22 protein-coding genes are annotated in these 22,948 nt (G+C 63.4%); 15 read left to right on the top strand and 7 right to left on the bottom strand.

What is annotated here, in order from left to right:
- A partial coding sequence (locus CWI66_RS08760) for a transposase (protein WP_198517487.1) occupies nucleotides 1-126 on the top strand: 126 nt, incomplete at its 5' end.
- Nucleotides 127-295: 169 nt separating this feature from the next.
- Here the strand turns inward: CWI66_RS08760 and CWI66_RS08755 are convergent.
- The 4 genes from CWI66_RS08755 to lptF form a co-directional block, all read right to left on the bottom strand.
- Nucleotides 296-502: a (2Fe-2S)-binding protein gene (locus CWI66_RS08755; RefSeq protein ID WP_016914996.1), complete on the bottom strand. Its 207-nt coding sequence runs from the start codon at nucleotides 500-502 to the stop codon at nucleotides 296-298.
- Between the two features lie 177 nt (nucleotides 503-679).
- Complete coding sequence (locus tag CWI66_RS08750; protein ID WP_016914997.1) at nucleotides 680-1,165, bottom strand: RDD family protein; 486 nt, start codon at nucleotides 1,163-1,165, stop codon at nucleotides 680-682.
- Between the two features lie 25 nt (nucleotides 1,166-1,190).
- Complete coding sequence (gene lptG / locus CWI66_RS08745) at nucleotides 1,191-2,270, bottom strand: LPS export ABC transporter permease LptG (protein ID WP_016914998.1); 1,080 nt, start codon at nucleotides 2,268-2,270, stop codon at nucleotides 1,191-1,193.
- Nucleotides 2,270-3,349 carry an LPS export ABC transporter permease LptF gene (gene lptF, locus CWI66_RS08740; RefSeq protein ID WP_026001840.1) on the bottom strand — a complete coding sequence of 360 codons (1,080 nt, stop codon included), beginning with the start codon at nucleotides 3,347-3,349 and terminating at the stop codon, nucleotides 2,270-2,272. The genes lptG and lptF overlap by 1 nt, the downstream gene beginning before the upstream one ends.
- A 148-nt stretch (nucleotides 3,350-3,497) precedes the next feature.
- On the opposite strand from lptF, the gene CWI66_RS08735 reads away from it, so the two are divergent.
- The 5 genes from CWI66_RS08735 to CWI66_RS08715 all read left to right on the top strand — a co-directional run bounded on the left by CWI66_RS08735 (nucleotide 3,498) and on the right by CWI66_RS08715 (nucleotide 11,066).
- Nucleotides 3,498-5,018: a leucyl aminopeptidase gene (locus CWI66_RS08735; RefSeq protein WP_081195166.1), complete on the top strand. Its 1,521-nt coding sequence runs from the start codon at nucleotides 3,498-3,500 to the stop codon at nucleotides 5,016-5,018.
- A 151-nt stretch (nucleotides 5,019-5,169) separates the two neighbouring features.
- Nucleotides 5,170-6,291, top strand: coding sequence for a branched-chain amino acid aminotransferase (locus CWI66_RS08730; protein ID WP_039175282.1), 1,122 nt, complete (start codon nucleotides 5,170-5,172; stop codon nucleotides 6,289-6,291).
- 71 nt (nucleotides 6,292-6,362) lie between these two features.
- Nucleotides 6,363-6,794, top strand: coding sequence for a DNA polymerase III subunit chi (locus tag CWI66_RS08725; protein WP_081136683.1), 432 nt, complete (start codon nucleotides 6,363-6,365; stop codon nucleotides 6,792-6,794).
- 79 nt (nucleotides 6,795-6,873) lie between these two features.
- A complete protein-coding gene (locus CWI66_RS08720; protein WP_081136685.1) occupies nucleotides 6,874-8,052 on the top strand; it encodes an MFS transporter in 1,179 nt (392 codons plus the stop codon).
- Nucleotides 8,053-8,171: 119 nt separating this feature from the next.
- The gene (locus tag CWI66_RS08715) at nucleotides 8,172-11,066 is read left to right on the top strand and encodes a valine--tRNA ligase (RefSeq protein ID WP_100731454.1); all 2,895 of its coding nucleotides are present in this window, start codon (nucleotides 8,172-8,174) and stop codon (nucleotides 11,064-11,066) included.
- Nucleotides 11,067-11,206: 140 nt separating this feature from the next.
- Here the strand turns inward: CWI66_RS08715 and CWI66_RS18630 are convergent, their stop codons facing one another.
- The gene (locus CWI66_RS18630) at nucleotides 11,207-11,437 is read right to left on the bottom strand and encodes a hypothetical protein (protein ID WP_332868293.1); all 231 of its coding nucleotides are present in this window, start codon (nucleotides 11,435-11,437) and stop codon (nucleotides 11,207-11,209) included.
- Nucleotides 11,438-11,453: 16 nt separating this feature from the next.
- Between CWI66_RS18630 and CWI66_RS08710 the strand changes: the two genes are divergently transcribed.
- Genes CWI66_RS08710 through CWI66_RS08680 form a run of 7 tightly spaced genes read left to right on the top strand, consistent with a single transcriptional unit; the run spans nucleotide 11,454 to nucleotide 19,345 of the window.
- Nucleotides 11,454-12,248, top strand: coding sequence for a phosphotransferase (locus CWI66_RS08710; RefSeq protein ID WP_332868292.1), 795 nt, complete (start codon nucleotides 11,454-11,456; stop codon nucleotides 12,246-12,248).
- 24 nt (nucleotides 12,249-12,272) lie between these two features.
- The gene (locus tag CWI66_RS08705) at nucleotides 12,273-13,490 is read left to right on the top strand and encodes an ABC transporter substrate-binding protein (protein WP_081136691.1); all 1,218 of its coding nucleotides are present in this window, start codon (nucleotides 12,273-12,275) and stop codon (nucleotides 13,488-13,490) included.
- A gap of 16 nt (nucleotides 13,491-13,506) precedes the next feature.
- Nucleotides 13,507-15,195, top strand: coding sequence for an ABC transporter permease (locus CWI66_RS08700; RefSeq protein ID WP_198517485.1), 1,689 nt, complete (start codon nucleotides 13,507-13,509; stop codon nucleotides 15,193-15,195).
- Nucleotides 15,195-15,830 (top strand): ATP-binding cassette domain-containing protein, encoded by a 636-nt coding sequence (locus CWI66_RS08695; RefSeq protein WP_016915012.1) that lies wholly within the window; start codon nucleotides 15,195-15,197, stop codon nucleotides 15,828-15,830. Before CWI66_RS08700 ends, CWI66_RS08695 begins: the two co-directional genes overlap by 1 nt.
- Entirely contained in the window at nucleotides 15,817-16,536 is a 720-nt protein-coding gene (locus tag CWI66_RS08690; RefSeq protein WP_269799696.1) for a TIGR04283 family arsenosugar biosynthesis glycosyltransferase, read from the top strand. Before CWI66_RS08695 ends, CWI66_RS08690 begins: the two co-directional genes overlap by 14 nt.
- Nucleotides 16,526-17,152 (top strand): TIGR04282 family arsenosugar biosynthesis glycosyltransferase, encoded by a 627-nt coding sequence (locus tag CWI66_RS08685; RefSeq protein ID WP_016915014.1) that lies wholly within the window; start codon nucleotides 16,526-16,528, stop codon nucleotides 17,150-17,152. Before CWI66_RS08690 ends, CWI66_RS08685 begins: the two co-directional genes overlap by 11 nt.
- Nucleotides 17,153-17,206: 54 nt before the next feature.
- Entirely contained in the window at nucleotides 17,207-19,345 is a 2,139-nt protein-coding gene (locus tag CWI66_RS08680; RefSeq protein ID WP_016915015.1) for an FAD-dependent oxidoreductase, read from the top strand.
- A gap of 33 nt (nucleotides 19,346-19,378) precedes the next feature.
- Here CWI66_RS08680 and CWI66_RS08675 read toward each other — a convergent pair whose 3' ends face one another.
- Nucleotides 19,379-19,759: a hypothetical protein gene (locus tag CWI66_RS08675; RefSeq protein WP_016915016.1), complete on the bottom strand. Its 381-nt coding sequence runs from the start codon at nucleotides 19,757-19,759 to the stop codon at nucleotides 19,379-19,381.
- Nucleotides 19,760-19,909: 150 nt separating this feature from the next.
- Here CWI66_RS08675 and CWI66_RS08670 point away from each other — a divergent pair, with 150 nt between their 5' ends.
- The gene (locus CWI66_RS08670; RefSeq protein ID WP_081136693.1) at nucleotides 19,910-21,301 is read left to right on the top strand and encodes a GGDEF domain-containing protein; all 1,392 of its coding nucleotides are present in this window, start codon (nucleotides 19,910-19,912) and stop codon (nucleotides 21,299-21,301) included.
- A 36-nt stretch (nucleotides 21,302-21,337) separates the two neighbouring features.
- Nucleotides 21,338-22,498, top strand: coding sequence for an FAD-dependent oxidoreductase (locus tag CWI66_RS08665; RefSeq protein ID WP_016915018.1), 1,161 nt, complete (start codon nucleotides 21,338-21,340; stop codon nucleotides 22,496-22,498).
- Nucleotides 22,499-22,515: 17 nt separating this feature from the next.
- Here the strand turns inward: CWI66_RS08665 and CWI66_RS08660 are convergent, their stop codons facing one another.
- The gene (locus tag CWI66_RS08660; protein WP_371317431.1) at nucleotides 22,516-22,944 is read right to left on the bottom strand and encodes an META domain-containing protein; all 429 of its coding nucleotides are present in this window, start codon (nucleotides 22,942-22,944) and stop codon (nucleotides 22,516-22,518) included.
- Nucleotides 22,945-22,948 lie beyond the last annotated feature (4 nt).

The following is a 22,948-nucleotide window of genomic DNA, read 5'->3' as shown; positions in this document are numbered from 1 at the left end:
GAACTGGTGCAGCCCGCCTACCGGAAGAACTCGCTGTGGAGTCCAAGCTACTTTGCGGGAAGTGTCGGAGGCGCCCCCCTGAGCATGGTCAAGCAGTATATTGAGCAACAATCGAGGCCGGGCTAGGGGCGCTCTCGCGCCCCTCGCTATCCATCCTCGCACTAGAAGTACGAGGTTTTCGCGATGTTCGATAAAAAGGCTTACTCCCAACGTTGTCGGGAGTATAGACGGGAAAACAAAAATTTCAAATAAATCAATTATTTGCTAACGATAAGCCTAACAAGAGTGATTCGCGTCATACGGCGTAAGCGAGACTCATGTCGGCTTCGGCCCGCGCCACCTGAACCGCTTCACGGGTCAGCGACTTGGCATAGCAGGCGCATTTGCCGCACTGCGTGCCACAGCCGGTAGCTTCACGCACTTCTCGCCAGCTGCGCGCTCCGTCGCTCACTTGCTGACGAATCTGATGGTCGGTTACTCCTTTGCACACGCATACGTACATAGCGCCACCTCATACAAGACATGAGATGAATGTAAATGATTCGCATACATCTTTTCAAGTAGAAAACACTACTCTTTAGTAGCGATTCTTCTTGAGGCTCTGCTAATGGATAGCTAACCGATTGACGAAAAGCTATTTTTCATCCTTTTCGTCGCTCGAATTTTTTCATTATTTTTATCACTTCTTGGGCAACACCACGGTTTCCGTGCGCGATACGATGTCGGGCCAGCTTCTGCGCTGCCGGTCGAACAGCACCCACCAGTAGCCCAGCCCCAGGGCGGCCAGCGACACCCAGGCCACCGCACAGCGAATCAGGCTCTGCTGCAAGGAGATGGCGTGCCCGTCCAGCGTTTGCACGCGAAGCCGCCAGGCCTGCATCCCCAGCGTCATGCCGCCACGTCGCCAGGCATAGACGAAAAACAGCGTCACGAAGAACACCAGTATCAGCCGTAAGCTCCAGATGTCCAGCGCCGTCGTGCCGATTTCATCCGCCGTCTGGCCCAGCACGAAACGAAAGAACGCCAGATGGGCAACGGTGGCCGCAATCCAGATGGCCAGCACCAGAAAACCGTCGTAAATCATGGCGCCCAGACGGCGTCCTAGCCCCGCAGGCCACACGCTGTCTAACTGGGTGAAGCGTCTTGTATGGGTCACTCTTTCCATCCTCTTTTCAATGCGTATACCCCGCTCAACCGTTGCGGCGCAGGAAGTAGATGCCCACCGCCGCACAGGCCAGGGTGGGCACTAGAACAGCCCAGACCGGCGAAAACCCGAACAGCGTGGAGGCCGGGGCCAGCAGGTCCTGTACGTACTTGAACAGCAGGCCGGTGACCACGCCATAGAAGACCCGCGTCCCTGCCGCCACGGTACGCAGCGGGCCAAACACGAAGGACGCCGCAATCAGTACCAGCGAGCCCATGGTGAGCGGCAGCAGCACCTTCTGCCAGAAGTAGAGCAGCGGCTGGTCGGCCTGAAGCCCCTGGCTCTTGAGGAATTGGGCATAGGCCCAGAGTTCGCTGGGTGCCTGGCTCTGGATATCGCGCAGCAAGCGTTCCAGCTGCGTCGGCGTCAGGTTCGTGTCCCAGGCAGTCGTTGGCTGGTAATCCGATTCGGTCCGCGCATCGTATATCCGGGTCGTGGTGACCTCTTCCAGCACCCAGGCACCCTCTTCCCAGTGCGCGCGCTGCGCATGGGTCGCCTCCACCAGCCGCCGCTCGTCGAAGCGGTAACGGGTCAAATCCAGCACCACGTTGTCGGCACGGATGGCGCCAAAACGGTAGACGCTGTCACCTTCGAACTGCCAGCCGCTGCGACTGGTCAGCATCGCGCCTTCGCCCTGGCGCTGCTCCAGCCGCCAGGCTTCGGCGTACTGTTCGGTGCGCGGGGTCACGAACTCGGCCACCAGCAGCACGACGACGACGACCAGCAGCACCGGCTTCATGACGCCCCATACGATACGCACCAGCGAGCGGCCCGCCGCCCGCATTACGGTCAGCTCGTTACTGGAGGCCATACTCCCCAGGCCAATCAGCGCGCCAATCAGCACCGCTACCGGCGCATACTGATAGAACCGCCAGGGCAGGCGCATGATCAGGTATAACAGCACATCCAGAGCAGTGTAGTCGCCCTGGGTGTCGCTCAAGTCACCGATGTAGGCAATCGTGATATCCAGCCCCAGCAAGACACACTGCACGACGATAATGGCCGCCAGCACGTTGCGGGCAATATAGCGATCCAGTCGGTCAGCCCCCATCAACCCATTCAGCATTAGCGCATTCCTTTCCGTTGCGAGTGCCATAGCAGCAAACAGCCCAAGGCCAGGAACAGGCCATGCACCGGCCACACGCCGATAGCCGCAGGCAGCGAGCCGCCGCCAATGGCATCCACCGCTGCCAGCAACAGGCTAAGATACGCGACATACAGAAACACTGCAGGCAGCAGCTTGGCAAATCGCCCCTGGCGCGGGTTCACCCGAGAAAGCGGCTGTGCCAGCAGGGCCAGCACGAAGACCATCAGCGGCAGGCCTACCCGCCACTGAAACTGCGCCTGGGCGCGGGGGCTTGCGTCGTTCCACAGCTCAAGGGTACTGGCATACTCAAGAGAATCCAGCTCCTGACGGTCTCGGCTCAAACCCAGCCGCAGGGTATAGCGCTCGAAGGTCAGACGTTCGGCATTCAGAAGGCCTGGGGTGACGCCGTAGCGTTCACCGTTTTCCAGCACCAGGAAGCGACTGCCGGTCTCGACGCTGGTTTCCTGGTAGCCCGACCCGGCCCGGGTCACGTAGCTGTGCGGCTGTTCGGCCCCCTGCCGCGCCTGTTCGTGCACCAGCACTTCCTGCATCTGTCGGCCATCGCTGCTGAAATCGGTGATGTACGCGGTACGCCCGCCGCCAAAATCCTGAAAACGTCCGGGGGCCAGTACCGAGACGTCCAGGCGGCTGCGCTGCTCTTCCAGCGTGGTTGCGGTTTGCAAGGCCCCGGTAGGCGTCAGCCACAGGCTACACAGCCCCACCAGCACGGCCACCACGGAGGCGGGCAGCAGCGTCACCCGCAGCAGCCGGGTCGGGCTCATGCCACAGGCCACCATGACGGTGATTTCACTGTTCATGTAGAGCTGGCCATACGCCAGCAGAATGCCGAGGAAAAACGACAGCGGCAGAATCAGCTCCATAAACCCGGGCAAATGGAACACCATCAGGCTGCCCAGAATCGTCACGGGAAAATCGCCCTCGGCCGCATCCGAGAAATAGCGGATGAACCGGCTACCCATGATCACCAGCAGCAGAATGCCTGCCACCGCAGACATGGTCAGTAATACTTCACGAGTTAAGTACCGAAATAATATCAACGTACTCTCCGGCTAGCGGTACAGGTTGCCATGCAATGCGCCCGTGGCTTGGGTACACTATTCATCGAATTGGATACACTGATCACACTGGTCGTAAATGACGGGGCATTATCCCGAATCACTCGTTGCTTGTCTTGTTGGAGACGTCATGGAATTTTCCGTTCAGACCGCAAACCCAGCCAAAGCCGAAACGGCTTGTCTCGTTCTGCCTGTCTACAAGGATAGCGACTTACTCCCCGCTGTCGCCAAACTCGACGATGCCAGCGAGCGGCTGATCGGCCAACTGCTGAGCCGCGGTGACTTCGACGCCGCCCTGGGCAATGTGCAGATGATTCCCTTTGCACCAGGGCTGGGCGCCGAGCGCCTGCTGCTGGTTGGGCTGGGAGAGCGCGGCAAATGCCAGGAAGCCGCTTTCCTCAAGGCACTGGACGCGGCCATGACAGCGCTGGTCAAGCTCCCCATCGATGAAGCCAGCGCTACCTTCACCGACGTGCCGCTGGAAGGCCGCGATGCCAGCTGGAAAGCGCGCAAGACCCTCGAAGCTGCCGAGCGTGCCCTCTACCGCTTCGATCACTTCAAGTTCGCGCCCGCCAAACCACCTACCCTGGCCAAGCTTCACCTGATCGTGACGGACGCCGCCGAAGGCCTGCTGGCCAAACAAGGCGCCGCGTTGGGCTGCGCGATTGGGCAAGGCATCAACGTCACTCGCACCCTGGGCAACCTGCCCGGCAACGTCTGCACGCCCCGCTACCTGGCCGAACAGGCCGAAGCGCTGGGTCGCGAGTCACAAGGTGCGCTGGCCGTCGACATCCTGGACGAGGAAGCGCTGGAAGCGCTGGGCGCTCACTCGCTACTTTCCGTGGGTCGCGGCAGCCGCGAACCCTCGCGCCTGATCGTGATGAAGTATCAAGGCGCCGAGGATGCCGACGAAGCGCCCCACGTGCTGATCGGCAAAGGCATTACCTTCGATACCGGCGGCATCTCGCTCAAGCCCGGCGAAGGCATGGACGAGATGAAATTCGACATGGGCGGCGCCGCCAGCGTGTTCGGCACCGTCAAGGCCGTGCTGGCCATCAGGCCCAAACTCAATGTGGTGTTCATCGTCGCTGCGGCCGAGAACATGCCCGACGGCGCTGCCACCAAGCCGGGCGATATCATCAAGACCCTGAAGGGCTTGAGCGTCGAAGTGCTCAACACCGATGCCGAGGGCCGTCTGGTGCTGTGCGATGCACTCACCTACGCCGAGCGCTTCACGCCGGCCAGCGTCGTGGATATCGCCACGCTGACCGGTGCCTGCATCGTTGCCTTGGGCCATCACGCCACCGGCCTGCTGGCCAATGACGACGACCTGGCCCTCGACCTGCTGGACGCCGGGGAAACCGCCTGGGACCGCGCCTGGCACCTGCCGCTGTGGGACGAGTACCAGGAGCAGCTGGACTCCAACTTTGCCGACCTGGCCAACATTGGTGGCCGCCCAGCAGGCACCATCACGGCGGCCTGCTTCCTGTCGCGCTTCGCCGACCACTTCCCCTGGGCGCACCTGGACATCGCGGGCACAGCCTGGCACTCCGGCAAGCAGAAAGGCGCCACGGGTCGCCCAGTGGGTCTGCTGACCCAATACCTGCTGGACCGTGAAGCCGACGCCCAAGTGGAAAACAGCGGCGACTGACGCCAAAACAGGCCAACAATGGTTGCCTTTCCGTAGCGCAACCGTTAAACCTGACAGCATAAGCGTGTGCCGGGGCTACCTCGGCACACGCGATACCCCATACAACGCTTTTACGCCCTTCGGGGCCTGGCTCTAGCGGAGAGAACACGCCGTGCCCACAGCTTCAGATGCTCAGTTCGACTCACGTTTTGAAACGCTGCCCTCCAACCAGCCGGTGGCCGATGCGATTCGTGACAATATTCTGCAAAACCCAGGATTCGGTAAGCACTTCACCGACCACATGGCCCACGTGCGCTGGACCATCGATGCCGACTGGCACGGCCATCAAGTGCGCCCCTACGGTCCGCTGACCCTGGACCCTGCCGCCTCGGTGCTGCACTACGGCCAGGAAATCTTCGAAGGCATCAAGGCGTACCGTCACGCGGATGGCTCGGTGTGGACCTTCCGTCCCGAGAAGAACGCCGAGCGTTTCCGCCGCAGTGCTCGCCGCCTGGCCCTGCCGGAACTCTCCGATGAAGACTTCCTCGGCTCGCTGAAAGCGCTGCTGGCCCAGGATCACGTCTGGGTGCCCACCCCCGCCAACGACGCCGACGAGTGCAGCCTCTACCTGCGTCCGTTCATGATCGCTTCGGAAGCGTTTCTGGGCGTGCGTCCGGCCCACGAAGTCGATTACTACGTGATTGCGTCGCCCGCGGCGGCCTACTTCAAAGGCGGCATCGAGCCGGTCTCCATCTGGCTCTCTTCCCACTACAAGCGCGCGGCCCCCGGCGGCACCGGCTTTGCCAAGTGTGGCGGCAACTACGCGGCCTCCCTGGCAGCTCAAAAAGAAGCGGCTGCCAATGGCTGTAGCCAGGTGGCGTTTCTGGATGCGGCCGAGAACAAGTGGATCGAAGAGCTGGGCGGCATGAACCTGTTCTTCGTTTACAAGGATGGCCGCATCGTCACACCGCGCCTGACCGACACCATTCTCGAAGGCGTGACCCGCAACTCGATCCTGACCCTGGCCAAGGATGCGGGCCTGACGCCCGAAGAGCGCGCCATCAGCATCGACGAATGGCGCGAAGGCGCGGCCTCCGGCGAGATCACCGAAGTCTTTGCCTGTGGCACCGCCGCCGTGATCACGCCAGTGGGGGAACTGGTGACCGAAAACGAGCGCATCCGCCTGCAGGGTGACGGCAACAACGAAGTAGCCAAGCGCATCCGCAAGACGCTGCTCGACCTTCAGTATGGCCGCAGCGAAGACAAGTACGGCTGGCTGACCCGCCTGGTCTAATCACACCGGGCTTTGCCCCCCCGGCCGCTGCTTGGCCGGGGGGAGCACCGCCAGACTGCTGGAGCCATCCGATGGCGCGTATCGATTTCTATATTCTTCCCGACACCACCCTCGACGCCCGCCTGCAGTTCGCCTGTAAACTGGCAGAGACCATCCATCGCAAAGGCTACCGCCTGCACCTGCACTGCGAAGACAAGGCGCTGGCCGAGCAGGCCGACGACGCCCTGTGGCACTTTCGCGACGACGCCTACCTGCCCCATGCGCTGGAAGACAGCGAGCTGGCGGCCAGCGTGCCCATCACGCTGGGCTGGCAGCGGTTGCCGGTGCCCACGGAAGCGACCGCGCTACTTAATCTGCACCCAGAGATCCCCGAGGGCTTCGAGCACTACGCCCGGGTCGCGGAAATCATCAACCAGCACCAGCAGGTGCTGCTGGCCAAGCGCGCCTGCTGGCAGCGCTACAAGGCGCTGGGGCACGAGGTGGTGCCGCACAAATTAGGCTGAGGAGGCGCTCCGAGCAACTCACCCCCTGCCGTCCTCCCATCATCATTCAATAACAACAACTCCAAGGATAGGACACCCCATGCCGTCAACTGTCCTGGCCCGCTGGCCGCTTGCCGTCATTGTCATTGCTCAGCTCTTTGGCACCTCGCTGTGGTTCAGCATCAACGGCGTTGGCCTGGCGCTGCAGGAAGCGGCGGGACTCAGCGAGCGCGACCTGGGGCTGCTGACCATGGCCGTTCAAGCGGGCTTCATTACCGGCACGCTGGCCATCGCCACCACGGGCCTGGCGGACCGCGTACGGGCCAGCCAGCTGTTTGCCGTCTCGGCCGTGCTGGGCGCCGTGCTCAATGCCGCCTTCATTGGCGTGGTGGAGAGCCTCTCGCTGGCAGCCATGGTACGTTTCATGGTGGGGCTTTGCCTGGCAGGCATCTACCCGCTGGGCATGAAGCTGGTGGTCAGCTGGACACCCCGCCATGCAGGCTCGGCACTGGGGTGGCTGGTCGGCATGCTGACCCTCGGCATTGCCTCGCCGCACCTGCTGCGGGGCGTCACGCTGCATTTGCCCTGGCAGTGGCCGCTGCTGCTCTCCTCGGTGCTGGCGCTGCTGGCCGCGCTGCTGATTCTGCGGCTGGGCACAGGGCCCCACCTGCCTGCCAAGGCCTCGGCAGGCCGCCCTTGGGCAGGGCTTGCCGCCTTCAAACAGAAAGCTTTCCGCGCCGCCTCGCTGGGCTATTTTGGCCACTGCTGGGAACTCTACGCCCTGTGGGCGCTGGTCCCCTTGCTGGTGGCCAGAGAGCTGGAACGGCTCAGCGCCGCCGCCAGCCTTCAGCCGTGGCTCAGCTTTGCCGTGATCGCGCTGGGCCTGCCCGGGTGTGTGCTGGCAGGCCGCTGGAGCCGTCGCATAGGCAGCGCAAAGGTGGCCTTCGTAGCGCTGGCGGTATCCGGCACCCTATGCCTTCTATACCCGCTGCTGGCGGGCCTTTCGCCAGGGTTCCTGCTGGCCCTGCTGGCGCTCTGGGGCATCAGCGTGATTGCCGATTCGGCGCAGTTTTCGGCCCTGGCATCGGCCAGCGCGCCCCCCGAGCGGCTGGGTGCCGCCCTGGCCATGATGAATGCCATCGGCTTTGCGCTGACCATCCCATCCATCGCGCTGGTAACGTCGCTATGGGAAAGCCAGGGGCCCTGGGTGACCTGGTGGCTACTGCCCGGCCCCGTGGTTGGCCTGTTGACCATGCGGGGTTTAAGGACGCATTCTTGATCCGTCAATACACCCCTGACGCCCCCAGGCGAGTCGCGCTATACTTGTCGCCATTTTGCATCCTTGACCTATGAATTCGATACCTCGCTAGGCGGGGCGTCTCTGCTGTGAGTGACTCCATGGATAAGACCTACCAACCCGAACAGATCGAAACCCGCTGGTACGAGCGCTGGGAAGCCGACAATCGCTTCGCGCCATCGGGTCATGGCCAACCCTTCTCGATCATGATTCCGCCGCCCAACGTTACCGGCAGCCTGCACATGGGCCATGCGTTCCAGGACACCATCATGGATACCCTGACGCGCTGGAAACGAATGCAGGGCAACAACACCCTGTGGCAGGTAGGCACCGACCACGCGGGTATCGCCACGCAGATGCTGGTGGAGCGCAAGATTGCCGTAGAAGAAGGCAAGACCCGCCATGACCTTGGCCGGGATGCCTTCATCGACAAGGTGTGGGAGTGGAAGGAGGAGTCTGGCGGCCACATTACCCGCCAGCTGCGCCGCATGGGCGCCAGCGTTGACTGGAGCCGTGAGCGCTTCACCATGGACGATGGCTTCTACAAGGCGGTTCAGGAAGTCTTCGTGCGCCTGCATGAAGAGGGCCTGATCTATCGCGGCAAGCGGCTGGTGAACTGGGACCCCACCCTGCACACCGCCATTTCCGACCTGGAAGTCGAAAACAAGGAGCAGCAGGGCAGCTTCTGGCACTTCCGCTACCCGCTGGCCGATGGCGTCAAAACCGACGACGGCAAGGATTACGTGGTGGTCGCCACTACCCGCCCGGAAACCCTGCTGGGCGACACCGGCGTGGCCGTGAACCCGGAAGACCCGCGCTATGCATCGCTGGTCGGCAAGTTCATCGAACTGCCGCTGGTGGGCCGCCGCATTCCCATCGTGGCCGACGAGCACGCCGACATGGAGAAGGGCTCTGGCTGCGTGAAGATCACCCCGGCCCACGACTTCAACGACTACGAAGTCGGCAAGCGCCAGAACCACCTACTGATCAACGTCTTCACCAAGGATGCCGCCATTCTGGAGCAGGCGGAAATCTTCGACCTGAAAGGTCAACCGCAGCCCGATGAAGATGCCAGCCTGCCGGCCAAGTACGCGGGCCTGGACCGTTTCGAGGCACGCAAGCAGATCGTTGCGGACATGGACGCGCTCGGCCTGCTGGAGCAAGTGGAAAGCGTCAATAACACGCTGCCCTACGGCGACCGCTCCGGCGATGTCATCGAGCCGCTGCTCACCGACCAGTGGTTCGTGGCGGTGGAAAGCCTGGCCAAGCCCGCCATCGCGGCGGTAGAGAATGGCGACATCCAATTCGTGCCCAAAAACTACGAAAACATGTATTTCGCCTGGATGCGCGACCTGCAGGACTGGTGTATCTCCCGCCAGCTGTGGTGGGGCCACCGCATTCCTGCCTGGTACGACGCCGACGGCAATGTGTACGTGGCTCGAACTGAAGAGGAAGCCCGCGAGAAGCATGGCCTCGGCGCTGACGTCGTACTGACCCAGGACGAAGACGTGCTGGACACCTGGTTCAGCTCGGGCCTGTGGACTTTCGCCACCCTGGGCTGGCCGGAAAAAACCCCGGAGCTGGACACCTTCCACCCCTCCAGCGTGCTGGTCACCGGTTTCGACATCATCTTCTTCTGGGTCGCCCGGATGATCATGATGACGCTGAAATTCACCGGCGAAGTCCCCTTCAAGACCGTCTACGTCCACGGCCTGGTGCGCGACGGCCAGGGCCAGAAGATGTCCAAGTCCAAGGGCAACGTGCTCGACCCCATCGACCTGATCGACGGCATCACCCTGGAGGCGCTGCTGGAAAAACGCACCGGCAACATGATGCAGCCCCAGAAAGCCAAGGCGATTGCCAAAGCCACCAAAGAGGAATTTAAAGACGGCATCGAGCCCCACGGCACCGATGCGCTGCGCTTTACCTTCCTTTCACAGGCCACTACCGGGCGCGATATCAAGTTCGACATGAACCGCCTGGATGGCTACCGCAACTTCTGCAACAAGCTGTGGAACGCCTCGCGCTACGTGCTGATGAACGCCGAAGGCGAAGACTGCGGCAACCAGGGTGAGGAAGTGGAGCTCTCGCTGGCTGACCGCTGGATCATTTCCCAGCTGCAGAAAACCGAAGCGCAGGTCACCAAGGCGATGGACGAGTACCGCTTCGACCACGCCTCCCAGGCGCTTTACGAGTTCGTCTGGAACGAGTATTGCGATTGGTATCTCGAGCTTTCCAAGCCGGTGCTGTGGGAAGATGACGTACAGGGAAGTACCAATGCCGCGGGAGACAGGACGTCGGAAGCGGCAGCGCTAGTGAAGCGTAAGCGTGGCACGCGCCGCACCCTGGTGCGGGTGCTCGAAACCATCCTGCGCCTGGCCCACCCGATGATGCCTTACATCTCGGAAGAGATCTGGCAGCGGGTCGCCCCTCTGGCGGGCACCTATGTGGGCGAGGGCGCGTCCATCATGCACCAGGCCTGGCCAGAAGCCGACGAGAGCAAGATTGACGAGCAGGCCACTCGGGATATCGAGTGGCTGAAGGGCGTGATCATCGCGGTGCGCAACATCCGCGCCGAAATGAACATTGCCCCCGGCAAGCCGCTGGACGTGCTGCTGACCAAGGGCCAGCCGGAAGACGCCGAACGCCTGGACCAGAACCGTCGTTTCCTGGCCAAGCTGGCCAAACTGGAAAGCGTCACGTGGCTGGCCAACCCGGATGAAGCGCCGCTCTCGGCTACCCAGCTCGTCGGTGATATGGAAGTGCTGGTGCCCATGGCCGACCTGATCGACAAGGACGCCGAGCTTGCCCGCCTTGCCAAAGAGATCGACAAGCAGGACAAGCTGATTGGCGGCATCGAGAAGAAGCTGGGCAACGATGGCTTCATTGCCAAGGCCCCCGTGGCGGTGGTGGAAAAGGAGCGGGCAAAGCTCGCCGAATTCCAGGCCACCCGGCAGCTGCTGGAAGAGCAGCAGGCCAAGATTGCGGCCATGTAAGGCGACAGCGACGCAGCGGCACCCTCCGGGGTGCCGTTTTTGTTACAGTATCTGGCAACCACTTGGCACCCTGGTGAGCCCCTCTCCCATCAGCGCCACCACGGCTTTCATTGCGCGGAACAATCACGATGTCCACTCTTTCAGCGGCACGCCTGCAGGCGCTGGCAGCCACCTTGCAGCGCGAGGGGATCGACTATCGGTCGCTCTCCCCCATGGCTGACACCGGCCTGGCCCACGACCATGTCTGGATTCACCGCCAGCGGGAAGACTGGGTCGCCAGGCTGCCCAAGCAGAGCCAGATGAACCTGCCACCGCAGGCCAACCTGGACTACCAGGCCGCCTGCTATGCGCGTGCTAGCCAGGGCGGACATACGCCGTGCTTACACCATGTGCTCCCCGCCACCCCAGAGCTACCGCGGGGGGGCGCTGCTGGTCGATGCGATTCACGGGCGTTTGGCAGAACTGCCCGGAGATTTATCGTCCATCGCCGATGCCCTTGCCAGCCTGCACTGCCAACCCCTGCCATGCACGACCGCTCGGGCACCGCTACTGGCCCCTGCCGACCCCTGGCAGGCCATGGTAGCGGAAGTGCATCAACAGGCGAGCTGGTTGGCGAAAGCACAGCTACCCGCCGGGATTGGCCAGCGCATTCAGCAGGAGCTGGATTTACTGCCCCGCACGCTGCCCAATGCCTCACCGACCCTGATCAGTTTTGATACCCATCCCGGCAACTTCCTGGTCACGGATACCGGGCGCGCGATCCTGGTCGATCTGGAAAAATGCCGCTATGGCCTGCCGGGCATCGACCTGGCGCACACGTCGCTCTACACCTCGACGACCTGGGACCTGAATAGCCAAGCGGTGCTCAGCCTGGACGAGGTGGTCGCTTTCTACCGCCGCTGGCAGACGCAGATGTCAACGCAGGGGCAAACCCTGCCGAATGTCGAGACGCTGATGGCCTGTCGACGCGCCACCTGGCTCTGGTCGCTCACCTGGTGTGCCAAGTGGCGCGCTCAGCATCTGCAACGCCAGGATGAACAGCGCCAGGGCGAAGACTGGTCGGCAGAGCTGACCAACGACGCCGTCATCACCCATGTCCGCGACAGGGTAGAGCACTATTTGTCGCCCGCGATCATTGACCACGTGCATGGTGAGCTTCAATGTTTACAAACCGCGCTATAACCGACTGACGTTACGAGGCATTCGATGAAATCACGCTCTGCTTTAGCCACCGCCGTGGCGCTTGCTTTAGCGACCCTGACAACGCCGGTGGTCGCACAGCCCGACCAACAGGAGTGGGAAAGCGTCCTGGCCGATGCCGAAGGCCAGACCGTGTACTGGAACGCCTGGGGTGGCGATGACCGCACCAATCGCTACATCGACTGGGTCGCCGGGCAGATGCGCACCACTTACGGCGTGCGCGTCGAGCACGTCAAGCTCGATGACACCAGCAGCGCCGTGGCTCGGGTGCTGGGAGAAAAGCAGGCGGGGAATCACGACGATGGCAGTATCGACCTGATCTGGATCAACGGTGAGAACTTTGCCGCCATGCGCGCCCAGGACCTGCTGTTCGGCCCTTTTGCCGACTCGCTGCCCCATTTCGCCCTCACCCACCCCGACGACAACCCCGAGGTAGTGACGGACTTCACGCTGCCCACCGAAGGCTATGAATCCCCCTGGGGCAAGGCGCAAATCACCTTCTTCTACGACAGCGCCCACATCGACACGCCTCCCCAGAGCATCGAAGCTTTGCTGGATTGGGCGCAGCAGAATCCCGGTCAGTTCAGCTACCCGCGCATCCCCGATTTCACCGGCAGTACCTTCCTGAAGCAGGCGCTGATCGAACTGACGGAACAAGACGAGGCGCTCTATCAGCCTGTCGAAGACGCGGATTTCGAGGCCATCACGGCTCCGCTGTGGGCCTACCTGGATGCGCTGCACCCCCACCTGTGGCGCAGCGGCCGCAGCTTCCCTGCATCCGGCCCCAATCTGCGCACGCTGATGAGCGATGGCGAGATCAGCCTGGCCTTCTCCTTCTACCCCACCGATGCCGCCGTGGCCGTGATGGAGTACGAGTTGCCGGACAGCGTGCGCAGTTATGTGCTGAAAGGGGGCACCCTGGGCAACGTCCACTTTGTAGCGATTCCCTATAACTCGCCCCACAAGGCGGGCGCCATGGCGTTGGCCAACTTCCTGCTCTCGCCGGAGGCGCAAGCGCAGAAGCAGTCGCTGAGCATGTGGGGCGACCGCAGCGTGCTGGCCATCGACCAGCTCAGCGATGCGCAACAGGCGCTGTTCGAGGAGGGCGACCACCATCCTTCGGCCCTGCCTGCCGACGCTCTCTCCAATACCCTCGCCGAGCCCCACCCCAGTTGGATGACCGCCCTGCAAGCCGCCTGGCTCGAGCGCTACGGCGTCAACTAAGCATGGCCTTTCGTTCATGATGCTGCGGCTGGCGCCCATTACCCTCGTGGCGCTGCTGGTCCTGCCGGTGACGGCAGGGCTGGCCATGGTGGTGCTGCCCGCCTTTGGCTATCTGCCGGTCATTGGTCGCGAGCAGCTGAGCCTCGCCCCCTGGCAGCAGCTAATGGCCCAGCCGGGGCTGGGCCGCTCGGTGCTGGTCAGCCTGTTCAGCGGCCTGGCCAGCACTGCCCTGGCGCTGCTGGTGGTGGTGCTGTTTCTGGCCGCCAGCCAGGGCACCTGGCTGGACCGCAGCCTGCGACGGTGTGTGTCGCCACTGCTGTCGATTCCCCATGCGGCGGTGGCCTTTGGTTTTGCCTTCCTGATCGCCCCGTCCGGCCTGACGGCGCGGCTCTTTTCGCCCTGGCTGACCGGCTGGGAGAGCCCGCCTGACGCGCTAGTGGTCAATGACCCCTGGGGGGTGGCCTTGACCCTTGGCCTGGTGCTCAAGGAAGCGCCCTTCCTACTACTGATGAGCCTGGCAGCGCTGCCCCAGCTGCAGCCCGAAAAGCGGCTTCGGCTTGCCCGGTCGCTGGGCTATACCCCGGTAATCGGCTGGCTGAAGGTGGTGCTGCCCTCGCTCTACCCGCTGATTCGGCTGCCGGTCTACGCGGTGATCGCCTACGCTACCTCGGTAGTGGATATGGCGCTGATTCTGGGCCCGCGCCTGCCGCCGACCCTCAGCGTGTCGATTCTGGGCTGGCTCAACGACCCGGACATCACCCGCCGCCTGATGGCCTCTGCCGCGGCCGTGCTGCAACTGGGGGTCACGGTGCTGGCCCTGCTGCTTTGGTGGCTCATGGAGCAGGGTGTGCGCTGGTCAAGCCGGGGCTGGCTCGTCAACGGCAGCCGCCAGCGCGGCGCCACGGCAGTGAAGATTGCGGGCCGAGGCGGCCTGACCCTGGTAACCGTCGCCGCCCTGGCGGCCCTGGCGGGGCTGGCGCTGTTTTCGGTGGCCGGTTTCTGGCGCTTTCCTGAGCTGTTTCCGCAAGTGTTGACCCTGGACCACTGGCAGCGCAGCGCCCCTCAGCTCGCAGGTCCCCTGCGGACGACCCTGGCCATTGCGGTGGTCTCCACGGGGGTGGCGGCGCTATTGGTGGTGGCGGCGCTGGAGCATGAGCAGCGCCAGCAGATTCGTCCTTCCCGTGCCCTGTGGCTGCTGTACTTGCCGTTACTGGTGCCGCAGATTGCGTTTCTGTTTGGCTTGATCGTAGCGGCGGAAAGCCTCGGGATTCGCCCGCAGCTGGCATTGGTGATGGCGGGCCATTTGCTGTTCGTGCTGCCCTATCTTTACCTGTCGTTGGCGGAAGCCTATCGCCAGCTCGACCCGCGCTGGATTCACATGGCACAGTCGCTGGGCGTCACGCCCAACCTCGCGTTTTGGCGGGTGCGGTTGCCGCTGCTGCTCGCCCCGCTGCTGACGTCGCTGGCCGTCGGGTTGGCCGTGAGCATCAGCCAGTACCTGCCCACGCAGCTGCTGGGGGCGGGCAGGGTTTCCACCGTGACCACTGAGGCGGTCGCCCTCGCATCCGGCGGCAATCGCCGTTTGATTGGCGTCTGGGCGCTGGTGCAGGCCGTTCTGCCGCTGGCGGGTTTCATGCTGGCGCTGGCGATCCCCCGCTGGCTGGGAGCGCCCCGCAGCGTCTCATCCAACGAAGGAGCCCGGTAATGAACACAGCTCGACATGCCCTGACCCTGGAGCAGGTGCGCATTTTCCTGGCTGAGCGCGAACTGCTCCACATCGAAGCCACCATCGCCCCCGGCGACGTGCTGACCGTCATGGGGCCTTCCGGCTCGGGCAAATCGACCCTGCTGGCCTTGCTGGCCGGTTTTCTCGCCGCCCCCTTTCGTGCCGAAGGCCGTCTATGGCTGGGCGAGCGCGAGCTCTCCCCCCTGCCAGCAGAGCGGCGTGGCATCGGCCTGCTGTTTCAGGACCCGCTGCTGTTCCCCCACCTTAGCGTGGCGGGCAACCTGCGCTTTGGCCTGCCCAAGCGCAGCCCGCAACCCCAGGCACAGGTGGCCCATGCGCTGGCTCAGGTCGGGCTGGCCGGTTACGAAGCGCGTGACCCGACCACCCTTTCCGGCGGGCAGCAAGCCCGGGTCGCGCTGATGCGCTTGCTGCTCTCCCAGCCCCGGGCCGTATTGCTGGACGAGCCGTTTTCCAAACTGGACACGGCGCTGCGCCAGGAAATGCGTGCGCTGGTGTTCGGGCAGCTCCGCGACGCCGGGCTACCAACCCTGCTGGTCACCCACGACGAGGCCGACGCCTCGGCAGCGGGAGGCGACGTGCTTGTCCTCGACTGACCACGGCCCCGGGCTTCCCAGGGTGACGCTCATCATCCCGATGCTTAATGAAGCGGTGAGCATTCACGCCACGCTGATGCGCCTGCAACCGCTACGCTCGCAAGGCGTCGAAGTGCTGGTGGTGGATGGCGGCAGTCGCGACGCCAGCGTGGCACTCACCACCCCGCTGGCCGACGCGGTGCTCGAAAGCCCGCCGGGCAGAGCGCGGCAGATGAACCTGGGCGCCCGGCAGGCGCGAGCGCCCCTGCTACTGTTCCTGCACGCCGATACCCACCTGCCCTGGGGCCATGAAACCCGGGCCATCGATGCGCTTTGCCAGGCGCTGCTGCACCGCCACTGGGGGCGCTTTGACATTCGTCTGGCAGGGCAAAGCCGCTGGCTGCCGCTCGTCGCCGCGCTGATGAACCGACGCTCTCGGCTCAGCGGCATCGCCACCGGCGACCAGGGGCTGTTCGTGCGTCGTGAGACGTTTTTTGCGCTGGGCGGCTTTCCCGACCAGCCGCTGATGGAAGATATCGAACTCAGCAAGCGCCTGAAGGCGTACTCACCGCCCGCCTGTCTGCCCCATAAAGTGGTAAGCTCGGGCAGGCGCTGGGACCAGCAGGGCGCCTGGACAACCATCTGCCTGATGTGGCGGCTGCGCTACCGCTACTGGCGTGGCGTCAGTGCCACGCAACTGGCCAAGGAGTACCGTGATGCCCGTTGACTCACTGTCTGCCCACTTGCATCTGTTGGCCAAGGCCCCACTGCCCGGCCATGCCAAGACCCGGCTAATCCCTGCTCTGGGCCCTCAGGGGGCCGCCGATGCTCATGCCACCATGGTGCGCCACTGTGTGGCCACGGCCTGCGAGGCCCTGGGGGCGAGCCAGGTCACGCTCTGGACCTCGCTGGAGCATAATCACCCGCTGTTTCTGGAGCTGCAGGCGCAGCATGGCATTGCCCTGGCGGCCCAGCAGCCTGGCGACGTGGGCATGCGCGTTCGCCGGGCACTGAATCACACGTCAGGCTACCCGGCCATGGTCATGGGCACCGACTGTCCCAGCATCAGCGTGGCCATGCTGCGACGCTGCCGAGCAGCCCTGGCCACCTTTGATGTGGTCATTTTGCCCGCCGAAGATGGCGGCTACGGGCTGATTGGCAGCCACCAGGACTACCCCGAGCTGTTCACGGCGATTCCCTGGGGCTCCGAGCAGGTGCTGAGCGTAACCCGCGAACGCCTTGCCGCGTTGGGCCTGGAGGCCGCCTACCCCGACACCATGTGGGACATCGACCGCCCCGAAGACTGGTTTCGCTGGCAACAACTTCATCAAGCGAGTGTGTAAGGCATTCTCGCGTATCGTCACTGACCATCACCTCTTCCTCTCCCGGAGCCTGCCATGAATCGTCAGCGCCTGCTGCTCATCACCCTGCTGCTGTTGGCCATACTGGGCTTTTACGTCAGTGGCGCCCACACCTTCTTTACCCTAGAGACCTTGCAGGCCTACCGCAGCCAGTTTCAGGCCGCGTTCCAGCAGTCTCCCTGGCAAGTGGCGGGTCTGTTCTTCGCGGTGTATGTGGTGATGACGGCGCTCTCCTTGCCCGGTGCGGCCTTGTTGACGCTACTGGGCGGGGCACTGTTTGGCCTGGGCTGGGGGCTGCTGATCATCTCCTTTGCCAGCACCCTGGGGGCCACCCTGGCGTTCCTGCTCTCGCGCTTCTTGTTTCGTGGGCCGATTGAAAAGCGCTTTCCCCGCCAGTTCGAGACGGTCAACCGGGGCGTGGAGAAGGACGGCGCGTTCTATCTGTTCACGCTGCGCCTGGTGCCGATCTTCCCGTTTTTCATGATCAATCTGGTCATGGGACTCACGCGGATCAAGCTCACCACGTTTTACTGGGTGAGCCAGCTGGGCATGCTGCCGGGCACGGCCGTCTACGTCAACGCGGGCGGCCAGCTGGGTGAGCTGGAGAGCCTGGGGGGGATCGTCTCGCCGGGGCTGCTGGCTTCGTTTGCACTGCTGGCGGTGTTTCCTTGGCTGGCCCGGCGTATTGCCGCCGCCGTGCAAACACGCAAGGTTTACCAGGACTTTACCCGGCCTGCACGCTTCGATTACGACATCGTGGTGATCGGCGGTGGCTCGGCGGGGCTGGTCACCAGCTACATCGCCAGCGCCGTCAACGCCAAGGTAGCCCTCGTTGAAAAGCACAAGATGGGCGGCGACTGCCTGAATACCGGCTGCGTGCCTTCCAAAGCGTTGATACGGGCGGCACGGGCGGCCCACGAGATTCGCACCGCCCATCGGTTTGGCGTCAGCGCCAGTGCCCCCGAGGTGGACTTTGCCAAAGTGATGGGCCATGTCCATCAAGCCATTGCCGACATCGAGCCCCACGACAGCGTCGAGCGCTATACCGGGCTGGGGGTCACGGTGTATCAGGACCACGCCCAGCTCGTCACGCCCTGGCAAGTTCGCGTGGGGAATACCACGCTCACCGCGCGCCATATCGTGCTGGCCACGGGGGCTCGCCCACGGGTGCCGCCGCTGCCCGGCATCGAGCACGCGCCACTGCTCACCTCGGAAAACCTGTGGTCGCTCACCGAGCTGCCCAAGCGCCTGGTGGTGCTGGGCGGCGGCGCCATTGGCTGCGAACTCAGCCAAAGCTTTGCTCGGCTGGGCAGTCAGGTCACCCTGGTTGAAGGTGCGCCCCAGCTGTTGGGCCGTGAAGATAGCGAGGTAGGCGAGCATGTGGCAGGCACGCTCTCCGGGGAAGGCGTGACGGTGATGACGGGCGCCACTGCGCTGGAAGTCAGCCAGGCAGACGGTGCACACCAGCTCGTCATCGAGCACCAGGGGGAACGCTTGACGCTGGCGTTCGATTATTTGCTGGTCAGCGCGGGGCGTCAGGCCAACGTGGAAGGCCTGGGGCTGGAAACACTGGGCATCAGTACGACCCAGGTCGGCACCCTGGCCCTCAATGAGCGGCTGCAAACCCGGGTGCCCAACATCTGGGCCTGCGGTGATCTGGCAGGCCCCTATCAGCTGACCCATGCGGCGGCGCATCAGGCCTGGCACGCCGCCGTCAACGCCCTGTTTGGCGAGCTGAAAAGCTTCGCCGTGGATTACCGTTTCATGCCCGCCGTGACCTACGTACAGCCGGAGGTGGCGCGGGTGGGGCTGAATGAAAAAGAGGCCACCGCCAAAGGCATTGCCTACGAAGTGACCCGCTACGCCATGCGCGACAGCGACCGCGCCATTGCCGAAGGTGCCACCGACGGCTTCATCAAGGTGCTGACCGTGCCCGGCAAGGACAAGATTCTGGGCGCCACCATCGTGGCGGAAAACGCTGGCGAGTGGCTGGGCGAATTCACCCTGGCCATGAAACACGGGTTGGGGCTGAACAAGCTGCTCGGCACCATTCACCCCTACCCCACCCTGGGCGAAGCGGCCAAGGCCACCGCAGGCGTATGGAAGAACGCGCACAAACCCGAGCGTGTGCTGGCCTGGTTGAACCGCTACTTTCACTGGCGCCGTGGCGAATGACCACCGCGGGCAGGGGCGCTTGGGTGCGATGGATCAGGGGGGTTGTGGGTCGTTTACGAAGTTTTCCATGATGTCGCGCACCAGTTTCCGCTGTGCCTGGGGTAACTGGCGATACAGGGCCAACAGCCTCAGTTCATCGGCATCGGGGGATACCTGCCAGGCGGCGGCAGGCTCCTTGACACCCACCACCTCAGCCGCGCCGTAACGCAAATAGTGCGGAGAGACGGACAACCACTGGGCCAGAACCAGCAGCTTTTCCTGGCTTGGAAACGAGTCTCCCCGCAACCAGCGCCTGACCGCCTGGAAGGTGATGGGTTTTCCCCAATAGCGCAGATTGAATTCACGCTCCAGAACGGAGGGTCGGGCTTCGTACCCTGCCGCTTGCATGGCGGCTATCAAACGCTCGGCAAACATGCTTTTTTCATTCATGCCGCCAATGTGAAGTGATTCTTCAATAAGAGTTGAATAACGGTTAACCTTCTGATTGAATCATTACTTCAATTCCGAATTAAACTAAACCGTGCACACGCAAGACGGCCGCTAGCGCGCCAGGAGTCTGCCAGGATGAGCCAGACGCCTTATCTTCCCGAACCGAGTTATCTGCACCGGGCGTTATCGACCCTTGGTTCGGCACCCGACCCGGATACGCTGCTGAAGGGGCTGGCCAGCACGCTGTACCATATCAACCGTCAGCAGCCCATCGCCCTGTACCGTCTTCACGACGCCAAAGCCCTGCACCTGACCTACTATCTTTCGCCTGCTGGCCAACAGGCAGCCCCCCATGCGCTGCGGCTCATCACCTCGCTCGCCTCTTTGTCCACGCTCGGGCTGGACTATCGCGACATCCAAGGCGAGTTCGGCATTTGGGGCTATGTGGCTTATCCAACGCCGGATACTCATGAGCAAACCCAGTGGCTGACGCTCTTCATCGACCTTGCCAGCCAGCGCCTGCGTCTTTTGAAGGCCGCCAATGCAACGGAGAGGCGTATACGCCTGAGGCGGCGAAGACGCTCCATTCTCAAAGACATGCAGCACACATGCAGTATCGAGCATCTCGTTCAACGTCACGGACAAAGCTGGTGTCGCATCTTTCAAGCGGTCGGCATAGCGCTCTATTATCAGGAAGAGCTGGCCTGCTTTGGCCAGTGCCCCCCTGAGCGCCAGCTTCTAGCGGCCATCACGTCCCTGGCAGCACCGCTGGACGACACGGAGGCCATCGAGCTTGATGGCGAGTGCGCGGGCGGGATTGCCGTCAGTGTTCATGTTGCTGACGCACAGCCAGCGTGGCTGATGCTGTTTCGTCGTCGTCACGCCGTGCCACTGCTGCCCGAACTGAGCTGCCCGCATACTCCTGTCGGCTACTGGCTCGCATCCGAGATCAACAGCCTTGCCGAGCTGGCCGATGACTTGACCTCGGTCATCACGGCCATCGAAATCGCCAATCTCAACCAGCAGCTCGTCGCCACGAATCAATGGCTGGAAACCCTGGCGCACAAGGACGCCCTTACCCAGTGCTGGAACCGTTACTATACCGAACTGGTGCTCGACAGTATCGACCCGACCCACACCACCATGGCGCTCATTCTGTTCGACATCGACGATTTCAAGCGCATCAATGACACTCATGGGCATGCGGTAGGCGATGATGTGTTGCGCGATCTGGTCGGCGTGGTAGAGAGAGTCTTGCGCCAAGGAGACCACCTTGGCCGCTGGGGCGGCGAAGAGTTCATGATTCTGGCCAGGGAGCTCGACCATGAGGGCACCTTGCAGTTTGCCAACCGCGTACGGCTAGCCGTCGCAAACGTCCGCTTCGCCGTGGCGGCGCCGGTCTCGATCAGTATGGGAGCCACGCTGCTACACGCCCATGAATCGCCTCGGCAATGGCTTGAACGCGCCGACCAGGGCCTCTATCTTGCCAAGCAGGCTGGCAAGAACCGGTGCGTTCTTTGCCCTTGACGCTGCCCTGCAGCCTTCGACACAAGAGTATCCCCGATGCCCCCACCCAAGCGGCTATTGCTGGTCGGCGCAGGCCACGCCCACGCCTTCGTGCTGGAAGCGTTTGCCCAGCGCCCGGACCCGACGATATCGCTCACGGTGGTCAGCGATAGTCCACTGGCCGCCTATTCCGGTGGCGTGCCTGCCTGGCTTGCGGGGGAGTGCACGCTGCGCGACACCCAGCTGGACATCGCCGCGCTCTGCCAGCGGGCGGGGGCTCGTCTCATCACCTCACCGGCCGTGGCCCTGTGCCCCACGAAACGCCAGGTCACTCTGCAGGACGGCCATGTGGTGGCCTTCGACGTGGCCTCGCTCAACGTGGGCGCAACTCTCCAGCCGCCTCAGCACGCCGAAAACGCTGAGCGCACGCAGCCCGCCCTGCTGGCCATGCGGCCACTCGGTTCTCTGCACCATCGCTGGCAGGCGCTGTTGGAGGATATCGACCAGTTGCCTCCCGGCACACGGCAGAACGTGGTGAGCGTGGGGGGCGGTGCGGCGGGCTGTGAAACCCTGATGAGCGTACTGGCACAGCTGCGCCAACGGCGTCCCGACGTGGCATGGAAAGGCGCCATCATCAGCGCGTCCCCCTCGCTGCTGCCTGGCGCTGGCTGGCTACCGCGCAGGCTGGTACTGCGCGCACTTCAACGGGCCGATATTGCCGTACACGCGGGATTACGGGGCAGTGCATTAGTGGCGGGCGGCGTGCATACGCAAGCAGGCCAGCGTATCGACGCCGACATCGTGCTCTGGGCCACCGGCGCCGTGGGCCAGCCTTGGCTCGAGAAAACCGCGCTGCCACGCAACGAACGGGGGTTCATCAGCGTGAACACGACCCTCGAAGTCACAGGCCACTCGGGGATATTTGCGGCGGGAGACTGTGCAGCTTTCGGCCAGCACACGCCGCCACTGCCCAAGGCCGGCGTGTACGCAGTGCGTATGGGGCCCGTGTTGGCCGACAACCTGCGAGCCGCCTGCTACGGCGCCCCGCTGGCCACCTGGGAGCCCCCCAGGCGAGTGCTGGCACTGATTGGCACAGGGGACGGTCGCGCCATTGCCAGTCGAGGCGCCATCGGTTTTTCAGGCCGCTGGGTATGGGAATGGAAAAAGCGGATCGATGCGCGCTTCGTTGCCCGCTTCAATCCGCCTTTCACACATTAAAACCGTTCCTGCCGCTGCTAGCCGTTGGCTTTGCGCCAGCCGCCCAGCACCCGGCTATCCGGGCCGAAGAACACCAGCCGATCATGGTCGATCAGGTAGCGGTAGGCGGTATCCAGCATGTCCGTGACCCGCTTGGCATCTTCCATGTTCGGGCAGGCCATGCGGGTGGATGCCAACTCGCTGAACTCGATGCGCTGACTCTCCCCCAGACTAACGGTGCCGGTAAACTGGTTGCAGCCATCCGAACCACTCACCTTGCCATCGCGCCCAATGCGGAAAAATGGCGTACTGGGCATCGACAAACGCTCATCGGTCCCCACCAGCAGCAGGTTCCAGCGCTGCTCGACGACCGGCCCCGACAGTTCACCACGGGGGGGCGCATCCACTCGCTCCTGCTGCGGTGAGCTACCACAGGCCGCCACCAGTAGCGCCAGACTCAGCCCCATCAAC

The organism is Halomonas sp. 141 (assembly GCF_002810305.1).
Lineage (GTDB): Bacteria > Pseudomonadota > Gammaproteobacteria > Pseudomonadales > Halomonadaceae > Vreelandella > Vreelandella stevensii.
Note: the sequence above shows the minus strand (reverse complement) of the source record. Positions and strands in the feature narration are given on the sequence as shown.

Bases quoted from the DNA above. Each gene is read 5' to 3' on its own strand.
- CWI66_RS08755 (WP_016914996.1), bottom strand. From the start codon at position 502: ATGTACGTATGCGTGTGCAAAGGAGTAACCGACCATCAGATTCGTCAG.
- CWI66_RS08750 (WP_016914997.1), bottom strand. From the start codon at position 1,165: ATGGAAAGAGTGACCCATACAAGACGCTTCACCCAGTTAGACAGCGTG.
- lptG (WP_016914998.1), bottom strand. From the start codon at position 2,270: ATGCTGAATGGGTTGATGGGGGCTGACCGACTGGATCGCTATATTGCC.
- CWI66_RS08735 (WP_081195166.1), top strand. From the start codon at position 3,498: ATGGAATTTTCCGTTCAGACCGCAAACCCAGCCAAAGCCGAAACGGCT.
- CWI66_RS08725 (WP_081136683.1), top strand. From the start codon at position 6,363: ATGGCGCGTATCGATTTCTATATTCTTCCCGACACCACCCTCGACGCC.
- CWI66_RS08720 (WP_081136685.1), top strand. From the start codon at position 6,874: ATGCCGTCAACTGTCCTGGCCCGCTGGCCGCTTGCCGTCATTGTCATT.
- CWI66_RS08715 (WP_100731454.1), top strand. From the start codon at position 8,172: ATGGATAAGACCTACCAACCCGAACAGATCGAAACCCGCTGGTACGAG.
- CWI66_RS18630 (WP_332868293.1), bottom strand. From the start codon at position 11,437: ATGTCCGCCCTGGCTAGCACGCGCATAGCAGGCGGCCTGGTAGTCCAG.
- CWI66_RS08710 (WP_332868292.1), top strand. From the start codon at position 11,454: ATGTGCTCCCCGCCACCCCAGAGCTACCGCGGGGGGGCGCTGCTGGTC.
- CWI66_RS08705 (WP_081136691.1), top strand. From the start codon at position 12,273: ATGAAATCACGCTCTGCTTTAGCCACCGCCGTGGCGCTTGCTTTAGCG.
- CWI66_RS08700 (WP_198517485.1), top strand. From the start codon at position 13,507: ATGATGCTGCGGCTGGCGCCCATTACCCTCGTGGCGCTGCTGGTCCTG.
- CWI66_RS08695 (WP_016915012.1), top strand. From the start codon at position 15,195: ATGAACACAGCTCGACATGCCCTGACCCTGGAGCAGGTGCGCATTTTC.
- CWI66_RS08685 (WP_016915014.1), top strand. From the start codon at position 16,526: ATGCCCGTTGACTCACTGTCTGCCCACTTGCATCTGTTGGCCAAGGCC.
- CWI66_RS08680 (WP_016915015.1), top strand. From the start codon at position 17,207: ATGAATCGTCAGCGCCTGCTGCTCATCACCCTGCTGCTGTTGGCCATA.
- CWI66_RS08675 (WP_016915016.1), bottom strand. From the start codon at position 19,759: ATGTTTGCCGAGCGTTTGATAGCCGCCATGCAAGCGGCAGGGTACGAA.
- CWI66_RS08670 (WP_081136693.1), top strand. From the start codon at position 19,910: ATGAGCCAGACGCCTTATCTTCCCGAACCGAGTTATCTGCACCGGGCG.
- CWI66_RS08665 (WP_016915018.1), top strand. From the start codon at position 21,338: ATGCCCCCACCCAAGCGGCTATTGCTGGTCGGCGCAGGCCACGCCCAC.
- CWI66_RS08660 (WP_371317431.1), bottom strand. From the start codon at position 22,944: ATGGGGCTGAGTCTGGCGCTACTGGTGGCGGCCTGTGGTAGCTCACCG.